Annotated in this window: 9 protein-coding genes; 3 read left to right on the forward strand and 6 right to left on the reverse strand. The window is 33.7% G+C overall.

The genetic code is table 11. From position 1 onward, the window contains the following. Window positions 1–5: 5 nt before the first annotated feature. The 4 genes from BG261_RS00635 to BG261_RS00650 all read right to left on the reverse strand — a co-directional run bounded on the left by BG261_RS00635 (window position 6) and on the right by BG261_RS00650 (window position 7128). Window positions 6–1256, reverse strand: coding sequence for a TPM domain-containing protein (locus tag BG261_RS00635; protein WP_070791195.1), 1251 nt, complete (start codon window positions 1254–1256; stop codon window positions 6–8). A gap of 136 nt (window positions 1257–1392) precedes the next feature. Next, a complete protein-coding gene (pyk, locus tag BG261_RS00640) occupies window positions 1393–2895 on the reverse strand; it encodes a pyruvate kinase (RefSeq protein WP_070791197.1) in 1503 nt (500 codons plus the stop codon). 66 nt (window positions 2896–2961) lie between these two features. Next, window positions 2962–3924, reverse strand: coding sequence for a 6-phosphofructokinase (gene pfkA / locus BG261_RS00645; RefSeq protein ID WP_070791199.1), 963 nt, complete (start codon window positions 3922–3924; stop codon window positions 2962–2964). Between the two features lie 81 nt (window positions 3925–4005). Then, entirely contained in the window at window positions 4006–7128 is a 3123-nt protein-coding gene (locus tag BG261_RS00650) for a DNA polymerase III subunit alpha (RefSeq protein WP_070791202.1), read from the reverse strand. Between the two features lie 133 nt (window positions 7129–7261). On the opposite strand from BG261_RS00650, the gene BG261_RS00655 reads away from it, so the two are divergent. Together BG261_RS00655 and arr are read left to right on the forward strand one after the other, a co-directional pair. After that, window positions 7262–7441 carry a YjzD family protein gene (locus BG261_RS00655; protein ID WP_070791204.1) on the forward strand — a complete coding sequence of 60 codons (180 nt, stop codon included), beginning with the start codon at window positions 7262–7264 and terminating at the stop codon, window positions 7439–7441. A gap of 53 nt (window positions 7442–7494) precedes the next feature. Beyond that, window positions 7495–7890, forward strand: a complete 396-nt coding sequence (gene arr / locus BG261_RS00660; RefSeq protein WP_070791427.1) for an NAD(+)--rifampin ADP-ribosyltransferase — start codon at window positions 7495–7497, stop codon at window positions 7888–7890. 39 nt (window positions 7891–7929) lie between these two features. On the opposite strand, the gene BG261_RS00665 is transcribed toward arr, so the two are convergent. Together BG261_RS00665 and pyrG are read right to left on the reverse strand one after the other, a co-directional pair. After that, complete coding sequence (locus BG261_RS00665) at window positions 7930–9207, reverse strand: extracellular solute-binding protein (RefSeq protein WP_070791205.1); 1278 nt, start codon at window positions 9205–9207, stop codon at window positions 7930–7932. Window positions 9208–9439: 232 nt separating this feature from the next. Then, on the reverse strand, window positions 9440–11050 hold the full coding sequence (gene pyrG / locus BG261_RS00670) for a CTP synthase (protein ID WP_070791207.1): 1611 nt from the start codon (window positions 11048–11050) through the stop codon (window positions 9440–9442). Between the two features lie 313 nt (window positions 11051–11363). Between pyrG and BG261_RS00675 the strand changes: the two genes are divergently transcribed. Then, the gene (locus tag BG261_RS00675; protein WP_070791209.1) at window positions 11364–11609 is read left to right on the forward strand and encodes a GlsB/YeaQ/YmgE family stress response membrane protein; all 246 of its coding nucleotides are present in this window, start codon (window positions 11364–11366) and stop codon (window positions 11607–11609) included. Window positions 11610–11659 lie beyond the last annotated feature (50 nt).

The following is an 11659-nucleotide window of genomic DNA, read 5'->3' on the forward strand; positions in this document are numbered from 1 at the left end:
AGAATCTACCATCCTCCTGAAGCACCTCCTCCACCTGAAGATCCACCACCAAAACTATCACCACCAGAATGATTAGTTGGATTGTAACTTGAAGAAGAATAGTCATTAGTCATAATATATCCGTCTCCACCATACAAACGGTTACCAACAAGAACTCCGTTTGACACAATTTTAGCATTTGGATTTTTCTCAATTATTTTTCCATACCCTATATTATCATGTAGCGCCTTAAGACTTGTAATTGTTGCAATTCCACTCAAAAGTAGATAGTAAAAATCAGTTTTAGTACGATTTAGTGAACTTGTATTACTATAGTTTGTATACATAATACCTAATTCATTAGCAATTAAACGATTTTGTTTGATCAAATATGAAATAATAAAAATGCCAATCACTGAAATTAGAATTATTATTATTGGAATTAATACTCGGTAGGTAATTTGTCCATTTAGTTGGTCAATCTGTTCATTTAAATTATTTACTTTGATATTCATGATTTCAGTTACTGTTTTAGAAACTGATAAAATCGCCTTACTATAATTTTTATCCTTAAAATCATTTACGATATCATCATCATTAACTATTCGACCTGCTTTACCATCGTTCAAAACTCCTTCCATTCCGTATCCAACTTCGAGACGGAATTTACGATCATCTAAGCTTATCAAATATAGCACACCATTATTAAGCTTAGCATCTCCAATACCAACCTTACGAAAGATTTTGTTTGCATAAGATTCAATCGTTTCATTTGAAGGCAATTTATTGATTGTAACAATCATATATTGAGCTCCATCTGTATAGCGAGCTAAATCTTTATTCATATCATAAATTTTTGATCTTGTATCACTATCTATGATATTAGCATTGTCAGAGACAAAAATATTATTTGAATCAATATTGATATAATTATCACCATCAATTTTTAAAGGAGTATTATTTTTCTCCTCTAATACGTATTCCTTCATACTATCTGCTCTATCTTGGTGAGGTGGATTATTTAAAATATCCTTTTTTTCCTTTTCAATCGCATTAATTCTGTTTTGGATACTATTGATTTGTTTAGGAGCAAGAAATACCAAATATGAAATTGACAATACAGTTAAAATAGAAAATATTATTCTAAATGTAGTGTAATACTTCTCGTTTCTAATTAATTTTCCTTCAAAATTATTATATTTTTTTAATCCATACTCAGGATTAGCAGCCTTATTCAAATTTTTATCAAATTTTTCCAAATCTTTTGTCGAAGCCAATTTTATCTACCTCTCTTCTGATAATTCTATCAAAATACCTTCAACATTTACAGAAAAATGTAATATATTAAAAAAAATTAGTTAATGACTATGCATTAACTAATTTTGATATTAATTTTATATAAAGTTTTATTTATTATTTTACAGTTCTGATTCTCATTGTGTTAGTACGTCCTTCACCAACTGGAACACCAGCTACGATAACGATATTATCACCTGAATTTACGAAACCATATTTACGAGCAACTTCTTCTGCAACATCATACATGTCATCAGTTGAAGCTGGACGTTCTTCAAGAACTGGGAACACACCCCAGTTAATCATTAGAGATTTTTGAACAAACTCGTCAAATGTAATTGCAAGAATATCAGTATCAGGACGGTATTTAGAAATTAAACGAGCAGTGTTACCTGATTCAGTAATTGCAACAACACAGGCAATATCCATATTCTTAGTAGCATCTTTAACTGCTGAAGCAACAACTTCTGTTACACTTGAACGGTCGAATTCTTCTTCGTTTAGACGTCCATATTCAGATAACATAGATTGAGCATTCATGTCAATTCTTGCCATTGCAGCTACAGATTCAACTGGATATTTACCATTTGCTGATTCACCTGAAAGCATAGTAGCATCAGTTCCATCAATAACAGCGTTAAATACGTCTGATACTTCTGAACGAGTAGCACGTGGTTTTTCAGTCATTGTTTCAAGCATGTTAGTTGCAGTAATTACAACTTTACCAGCCTTGTTAACTTTTCTGATAATTTGTTTTTGATAAACTGGAACCATTTCAAATGGAACTTCAATACCCATGTCTCCACGGGCAATCATGATACCATCAGAAACTTCAATGATTTCATCCAAGTTATCGATACCTTGTTGGTTTTCGATTTTAGGAAGAAGTTGAACATGACCGTTACCAGTTTCTTCAAGAATTGCACGAACTTCGTTAACGTCTTTTGCAGAACGAACGAATGAGATTGCGATAAAGTTAATTCCTTGTTCAAGACCAAAACGGATATCCGCGTTATCGCGATCAGCAAGAGCTGGGAAAGGAATTTTAGTGTTAGGAATATTAACACCTTTTTGTTTAGCGATAACACCATCATTTTGAACTTCTACTTCAAATTCATGATTAGTAGGATCTTTAGCAATAACTGTAAGACCTAATTTACCATCGTCGATAAGAATTGTTTGTTTAACATCAACATGGTGATAAATATCAATTCCACCAGCGACGTTCAAAGCAATTTTATCGCGAGTTGATTTAAGACCTTGAGTAGTCATAACACGGATTTTTTCACCAGTTTTGTATTCAAACTCTTTATCGTCACCTTCGAAAAGTTCAGTACGAATTTCTGGTCCTTTAGTATCTAATAGATACCCAACTTTTTGTCCTGCAATTTCTTCTGCACGACGAACAGTTTTCATACGTTCACCTTGCTCTTCATGATCACCATGTGAGAAATTAAAACGGAATACGTTAGCACCAGCTTCAATTAATTTAGCAATGTTTTTTGCACTTGCTTCAACATCAAGTGACTCACCCCAATAACCATCATCACCAAATTTTTTACCACCGCGAATTTCAACGGCTGGTCCAAGAGTTGCTACGATTTTTACACGTTTTTTCATTTTGTGGATACTCCTTCTTTTCTAAAATAATAGTTTATATAAATCTCTTATATATCGTTCTTTTGATTATGAAATCTCTTGACTAAGTTTATAAAGATCTAAGTCAGTTTGGTGCTTGTGATTTGTTAATGTTTCAATAATATCACGAGCAACAAGTTTTTCGCCTTCAACACCTACTGCAAGACCACCTTTATTATCTTTAAGTAAATCTACAGCAAACGCACCCATACGACTAGCTAGAACACGGTCACGAGCAGTTGGTGCACCACCACGTTGCATATGTCCTAAGATAGATACACGTAAGTCACCTACATCACCATGTTTTTTAAGTTCTTGAGCGAATTCTTCTCCACCCATAACACCTTCAGCTACAACGATAAGGTTGTGTTTCTTACCTCTCTTGTAACCTTCTTGAATACGGCTAACAATTTCATCAAAATCAAAGTCAACTTCAGGAATGATGATCTCATCAGCTCCACCAGAAATACCAGCGTTTAAGGCAATATCTCCAGCGCCACGACCCATCACTTCAATTACGAAAGTACGAATGTGACTCTTAGAAGTATCGCGAAGTTTATCGATTACATCAACTGCAGTGTTAACAGCAGTATCGAATCCAATTGTATAATCAGTACCTGGAATATCATTATCAATAGTTCCTGGAACCCCAACAGCTGGGAAACCATGTTCAGTAAGTCTCATTGCTCCATGGTAAGAACCGTCTCCACCAATAACAACAACACCTTCAATACCATGTTTCTTCAATTGCTCAATACCAGCCAATTGACCTTCTTTTTCTTTAAATTCTGGATAACGGGCAGAATATAGGAAAGTTCCACCTTGAGATGCTTTATCAGATACATCTTTAGCTGTAAGTGGGAAGATATCTCCAGCAACCATACCAGCGTATCCGTAGTTAATTCCAAAAACTTCCATGTCTTCATGAAGAGCTTTACGGACAACCGCACGAATAGCAGCGTTCATTCCAGGTGCGTCTCCACCACTGGTTAAAACAGCAATACGTTTCATTAATACATTTCCTCCATCAATATTTTAAACATTAATATTATAGCACGATTTCCTTGTTATGTCTTAGAAATTGTTAATAAATTATCTATAAACCGTTTTCAAGATAAAAGGCTCTAACTTATTTAATAATAAACCGTTTTCTTCAACAGAAATCTCAATTTGCCTTGTCTGACCACTGTCTTGAAAGTGCAAAATAACAGGAATAAAACCAGGGAACTCTCGCAAAATGCTGGCAATTCTTTGATTATTTAAAGAGTTTCCCAGATTAATCCAAAGTTTTACACCATTATCCTCTCTTAAAACAATTCTATCTGCTACCATTTGTAAACGATCATTACGACTAGATACCTTACCCATCATTAAGTAAATTCCACCCTCTTGGAGCAAATTACGATATTGACGGAAGCTTTCAGGAAAAAGTGTTATATCCAAAGTTCCTTGTGTATCTTGAACAGTGAGGAAAGCCATTTTCTCACCTGTCTTAGTCTTATGTTCTCGAATTCGAATCAACTCAACTAAAATAGTTTGCCTTTTATTTACTTGTAACTTGTCTGTTGGTGTATATTCTCCCGTATATGAAAGTGTGATATCAGTCAAAGGATGAGGAGTAAGAGCAACAGATAAAAGTTCCAATTCTTTGTTATATTTCTCAGTTTGACTATAATCCTCAAAATCTTGATAAGAAAAATTAAGCGAATTTAAACCAAATAAATCAAGCTGAATTGTTTGATTATATTCAATCAATTTTGGAAGATTCTCCACCAATTTCCTTCGATTAGAATCAAAACTTTCAAAGGCACCAATCTCGATTAAGGGATTAATATAATTTGGCTTTTGAAAGTTCTCTGGTAATTTTTTAATAAAGTCCGAAAAATCACTATAAGGTCTTTCATTGATGATGTGCAGTGCCATATCTTTTGGCACTCCTTTTACATGACTCAATCCTAGGTTAATTTTATTTCCTGAAATTTTATCATGGTAGGGCATTGAATTAATAGATAACTTGGCAAAATCAAAACCATTCTTCTGAGCATCGGCCAAGTAAATTTCTCTTTTTCCATCAGTCAAAAGTGCTTCGTAAAAGGCATCCGGATAGTAAGCCTTAAAGAAAGTTAGTTGGTAGGCAAGTGCTGCATAGGCATAGGCATGCGACCTGTTAAAGCCATAGTTTGCAAACTTCTCAATCAACTCGTATATATATATTGCTTGACTCTCAGTGTGACCCTCGGCAACTGAACCATTCACAAATTCCTGCTTAAGTGCTTCAATCTCCTTAAGGTTCTTTTTCGAAATAGCTCGACGAAGTAAGTCAGCACGGCTAAGACTAAATCCAGCATACCGGTTAGCAATCTGAATAATTTGTTCCTGATAAATCATTATTCCATAGGTTGGTTCCAAAATATCCTTAATGGAATCATCAGGATAAACTGGAACTTCTTGCCCATGACGCCTCTTTATAAAAGAATCAATATTTTGAGATGGCCCTGGTCTAAAAATTGAAGTTGCATTAACTATATCATCAAATTTGTCAGGTTTTAATCTTCTTAACATTTTAAGCATCTGAGGATTTTCAAATTGAAAAATTCCCATTGTATTGCCTTGTCTAAAAATCTCTAATACATTCTGGTCTTCAAGGTCAATAGCTAAAAAGTCGATTTCCTTGTCATATTTTTTCAATACTAACTGCTTCATCTTTTCAATCAAAGAAAGATTTCTTAGTCCTAAAAAGTCAATCTTAAGCAGACCAATATCTTCAATTGCATATGCTTCATATTGAGTAATTGCTAAGTTATCTCCAGGAGCCAGTGGCGTATAATTTGTTAATTCATTTTCAGCAAGTACTACTCCAGAAGCATGGATTGATGTCTGACGCGGAAAGCCTTCAATTTTAACTGCAGTATCATAAATTTGCTTTAAGAAAGAATCTTTAAGAATCTCAGACCTAAAACGATTATTGTTGGCATATTCTTCCTTAAGATTGGTTCGTCCATGAATCATTTTTGTAAGGTTTGTAGCTTCTACATCAGTCATTCCATAAACCTTAGCTACATCCCTTAAACTTTGCTTCATACCAAAAGTTGAGTAAGTCAAAATTTGAGCAGAGTGGCTTTGACCATAACGAGTTTTAACGTAGTTTAAAAGCACATCTCTTTTATCATTAGGAATATCTATATCAATATCGGGCATGCTGTAACGTTCAGGATTTAAGAAACGTTCAAAAAGTAAGTTGTTTTTAACAGGATCAACGTGCGTTATCTCCAGGGCATAAGCCACCAAAGAACCAGCTGCAGAGCCCCTTCCCATACCTGTATAAATATCTTCACTTCTTGCATATCTCAAAAGATCAGCAACAATTAAAAAGTAGTCATCAAATCCCATGTCGTGAATTACTGACAATTCATGGTTCAGACGTGCTTCATAAATCTCATCTAAATTGCTAATTTGTTTTTCTAAACCAGCAAATGCCAAATCACGGAGCTCTTCAACTGCTGGAATTTTTTTATTGAAAACTGGAAGAGATAAGTTTTCTACTAAATCGTATTTAATATTAGATGCTAAATTTTCAAGAGTCTTCACACTTCCAGGAAACTTTTCATCAAAATATGATGCAAATGAATCTGGTGACTGAAGATACTCACTACTATCATAGACCAAACTTTCATCTAGTTTTGAACCATCACGTACCGCTTGCAAGACATATAAAGTTTCAGAATCTATCTTATTTAGATAACGAATAGTAGGTAAAGGCAATATTGGATAGTCCGACTTCATGTTAGAATTACTATCTAAATCAACTGCTGTATAAATATCTAGCTCTTTTTTGTCGTTTGGAATCCTAAATCCTTGAGGAATAGCTATTGCTATGTTATCTAAGTGACTAAGGAAGTCTTTAATATCCCTACGTCCATAATTATATTTTGTTGAAACTTTAAGTAAATTCTTATATCCTGCTGTATTTTTTGCAATAAGGTAAACAGTTACTGGTACCCCGTCCAAAAGCAAATTTGCTTCAAATCCGATTATTGGATTGAGACCTGACTTATTCGCTAATTTGATAAATGAATAAGCTGCATGGAGATTTGCTTGGTCCATGATGCCAATATTTTTATACCCCATATTTTTAGCAGCAGAAATATAGCCTTCAAGACTTATGGTACTTGAAAGAAAACTATAATATGTTTTAACATTTAATGGTGTAAACATGGGTAAAACTCCTTAACTAACTATCACTTGCTCAATAGAATTGATTATGTTAATATTATAACTGATTTTGAAGAAAAATGCTGAAAGTCTTTTCCAGTATTTCTAAAGCTTTATTTATAGAAAAGAGACGATTATGAAATTTTTAACAGTACTTTTTTGGTCAATGATTTTGGGACAAATTTTAGGATATATCCTAAGCGCCTTACAAGGAACTCCAGATAATTATCTTATTGCTGCAGGAATGTCAATTTATATGGCAGTATTTGTATATTTCATTGGAAATGTTATAAAACCTAAAGTAGAAGCTAAATAATCCACTTGAATGGTGGATTTTTTCTTCCTCTACATCCTAGAAAAAGGAGAAAAATATTGAATATTAAAGGTCCATATTATCATGGAACAAAAGCAGATTTACAAATTGGTGATTTATTAACTGCAGGTTTCAAATCAAATTACGATGATAATGTTGTCATGAATCACATCTATTTTACTGCAATAGCAAAGGGTGCCGGACTTGCTGCTGATATTGCACAAGGTAAAGGAAAACCAAGAGTCTATATTGTTGAACCTACAGGACAATTTGAAGATGATCCAAATGTTACTGATAAAAAGTTTCCGGGAAACCCAACAAAATCTTATAGAAGCCAGGAACCATTAAAAATTGTTGGAGAAGTCACTGAATGGGAAGAATTCCCTGCTGATTTTATCCAATCAATCAGAGATAAGATTGCAAGTGGTAATCCAGGTGAAATAATAAACTAAAAGAAGGTAGACTTGCGCTTACCTTCTTTTTCATACATTCTATTGATTCCATGCAGCTTGGAGTTGCTTTGTTCCATCTTGGATCATTTTTTCCCTGTCTCCTTTAGGATTAGAAAGAATGTTTTCCATTATTGACTTAACTTCGTTATTAAGTGCTGCGTTTGAGTTTTCAGTAACCGGGAAATAAACCAAATCTTTTGTAGACTCAGCTAAGATACCTGGAATTTGAGTATCTTTAGAATCTAGATATTCTTTGTTTTCAAGTACAGACTCAACAACTGGCATATAGCCACTTTTTTGAGCCCAATATAATTGAACCTTAGGTGATGATAGATACTTCATATATTCAAATGCTGCCGTTTTCTCTGAACCACTAGCATTTTTAAACATATATATATCAGTACCACGTTGAATATTCTTCTTCTCTGGGCGAACAGCCATACCATACTTATATCCCGCTGCTGCTGCATTTTTGGCAACAAAAGGTTCTGCTGAAATACTACCTATAAACATAGCGACTTTTTTATTTCCAAATGGAACTGAAACATATTTATCTGAACCTGCTGTCTGAAAATAGCCATCTTTCACTCCATCAGCATAATAATTCACTACTTCTCTTGATTCTTTACTATCAAATGGAACATCTTTATTTACTTCTATACCCTTATTTTCCATTCCAAGGAAATAGTAAATATCTAAAGCATCAAAACCTGCACCTACTACTTGTCCATTAGATTTTTGATAGATGGTCTTAGATACTTCCTTAAGCTCATCTAAGGTTTTAGGAACCTCTACTCCATACTCTCTGAACATATCTTCATTATAGAAAAGTGCCTCAGTTGACTTATTAAAGGGAATACCATATTGAATATCTTCAATTTTTGCACCATCTAAAAGTGGTTGTCTTATTTTCTCTTGGTCTCCCCAACCAATTTTATCATTTTCAATGTAAGGCGTTAAATTCTCCATTTGACCATTTTTTGCTGCATCATAAAACCAACCGGGATGCCCTTGAGTAATTGTCGGTAAATTTTTAGGAGTTTGCATTGTTGAATTTAGTTTTGCTTGCAAATCCTTGTATTCTTGTTGATTTTGAAGTTTAATCTTTATCTTTGGATTTTCCTTTTGAAAGTCATCTGTAATTTTAGTAAGCGCCTTCTCTTGTTCACCATTCATGGCATGCCAAAAAGTAACTGTAGTCTCATCTTTAATCTCAGTAACAATATCATTACTACTTGATTTCTTTCCACCACATGCAGATAAACTAGCGATTGTAGTTACTGCTAACGCTAATATTGCCCATTTCTTGAATTTCATTTTACTCTCCCTATAAAATAATTTTCTATTCTTCTTTGCAAAACTTACATTGTATTCCATCATATTATTTATTAATTAAATTAGATGGAATCATGTAAACGTTTACCGTTATAATATATCATTAATAAAAAAATATCTCCATACAATTATTTCACTTTCTGTGCACTTTTCTTAAAAATATATTTCTATATAAAAAAACCTTGCCAAAATTAGATTGACAAGGTCAGAATTTTTATTTTGATTCAGCATTTTCAACTGATGCAGTAATAAAGGCTGTATAAAGTTCTTCAGAACGATTTGGACGGCTTGAAAGTTCTGGATGATATTGACAAGCAACAAAGAATTTTTTGTCAGATAATTCCACAACTTCAACCAAACGGTTGTCAGGAGAAACTCCTGAGAATACAAAACCAGCATCTTCAAATTGTTCACGGAACTTATTGTTAAATTCGTAACGGTGACGGTGACGACGTTGAACCACTTCTTGGTTATTATAAGCTTTTGCAGTAACACTATTAGCTTTTAATTTAGCAGGATAAAGTCCTAAACGAAGTGTTCCCCCCATATCTTCAACATCAACTTGATCACGCATCAAGTCAATGATTGGATAATTAGTTTCAGGATCTAATTCAGCAGAGTTTGCTCCTTCAAGTCCTAAAACATTACGAGCAAATTCCACACATGTAAGTTGCATACCAAGACAGATACCTAGCATCGGTATATCATTTACACGAGCATATTCAATAGCAACTAGTTTGCCTTCAGTTCCACGGCTACCAAATCCACCAGGAACGATGATACCATCCGCATCTCCAAGCAATGTCTGAGCATTTTCCTTAGTAAGATCATTTGCATTAATCCAATCAAGATCAATCGCAGTATCATTTGAATAACCAGCATGTTTCAATGCTTCAACAACTGATAGATATGCATCAGGAAGTTCTACATATTTACCAACAAGAGCAATTTTTGTAGTCTTCTTAAGATTCATTACATGGTCAACCATGTTAGTCCAGTCAGTCATATCTGCTTTTGGAACATCAAGTTTCAAGTGATCAACTACGATTTGATCCATGTTTTGTGCTTGTAAGTTTAATGGAATTTGATATAAATGCTCAACATCCATAGATTCGATTACAGCTTCTGGAGCAACGTCACAGAATTGAGCTAATTTATTTTTAATTCCTTGTTCAACTGGCTCTTCAGTACGAATGACTAGCATATCTGGTTGAATACCTAAACCACGAAGCTCTTTAACAGAGTGTTGAGTTGGTTTAGTTTTCATTTCACCAGCGGCTTTTAGATATGGGAGTAAAGTTGTATGGATATACATAACATTATCACGACCAACATCAGCCTTCATTTGACGAAGTGCTTCTAAGAATGGAAGAGATTCAATATCACCAACTGTACCACCAACTTCAGTAATGATAACATCACTATCAGTTGTAGTTGCTGCACGTTTAATTTTTTCTTTAAGAGCATCAGTAATATGTGGAATTACTTGAACTGTTGCACCAAGATATTCCCCTTTACGTTCCTTACGTAAAACTTCTGAATAAATTTTACCAGTAGTAACGTTTGAGTATTTATTTAGATTAATGTCGATGAAACGTTCATAGTGGCCAAGGTCTAAGTCAGTTTCAGCTCCATCATCAGTTACATAAACTTCACCATGTTGATATGGGCTCATTGTACCTGGGTCAATATTGATATAAGGATCAAATTTTTGAATTGTCACCTTCAATCCACGGTTCTTCAACAAACGTCCAAGACTCGCTGCTACAATACCTTTACCAATTGATGAAACTACACCACCAGTGACGAAAATATACTTTGTCATTAATTTCCTCTTTCTTTGAATATATAAATAAGGGGATAAACTTTTCATATCTTTACAAAATATTTTCTGTAAAAATATGAATAAAAATAAAAAATGCACCCCTAGGGTGCAACTGTCTGACTTCTTTCGAAGTGCCCGAAAATTATAATACCTTAAAATTGAAAAAAAATCAACACTTAGGCATAAGTATAGTATTTCACAAGAATATGAGTTCTAAAGTTCAGCCGTAAGTATGACATCATTATTATTGTTAAAAACTAAAAAAAATACTATTATTACTATATAAAGATTATAAATTGAAAGGAAGATTATCATGCTTTGGACATTAATAGTAGGTGGCTTTATTGGCTTCTTCGCAGGTAAGATAGCAAAACGCTCTGATTCAATGGGACTTATTTATAAAATTTTCGCTGGTCTTGCAGGTTCATTTATTGGTGAAAAATTATTTAGTAACTTTGGACCACATTTAGCTGGTATGGCTATCATACCTTCAATAATCGGTGCAGTAATAGTTATTATTCTTGTAAGTTACTTTACAGATGGGAATAATAGAAGATAAATTTAAATTGAAAAGGAAGTTAGATATTCAGCAGATTTGAATATTTAACT

This window comes from Floricoccus tropicus (assembly GCF_001832905.1).
GTDB lineage: Bacteria > Bacillota > Bacilli > Lactobacillales > Streptococcaceae > Floricoccus > Floricoccus tropicus.

Excerpts from the sequence above, each read along its gene's own strand:
- BG261_RS00655 (WP_070791204.1), top strand. The coding sequence starts at position 7,262 with ATGAAATTTTTAACAGTACTTTTTTGGTCAATGATTTTGGGACAAATT.
- BG261_RS00675 (WP_070791209.1), top strand. The coding sequence starts at position 11,364 with ATGCTTTGGACATTAATAGTAGGTGGCTTTATTGGCTTCTTCGCAGGT.
- pyrG (WP_070791207.1), bottom strand. The coding sequence starts at position 11,050 with ATGACAAAGTATATTTTCGTCACTGGTGGTGTAGTTTCATCAATTGGT.
- BG261_RS00650 (WP_070791202.1), bottom strand. The coding sequence starts at position 7,128 with ATGTTTACACCATTAAATGTTAAAACATATTATAGTTTTCTTTCAAGT.
- pyk (WP_070791197.1), bottom strand. The coding sequence starts at position 2,895 with ATGAAAAAACGTGTAAAAATCGTAGCAACTCTTGGACCAGCCGTTGAA.
- BG261_RS00665 (WP_070791205.1), bottom strand. The coding sequence starts at position 9,207 with ATGAAATTCAAGAAATGGGCAATATTAGCGTTAGCAGTAACTACAATC.
- pfkA (WP_070791199.1), bottom strand. The coding sequence starts at position 3,924 with ATGAAACGTATTGCTGTTTTAACCAGTGGTGGAGACGCACCTGGAATG.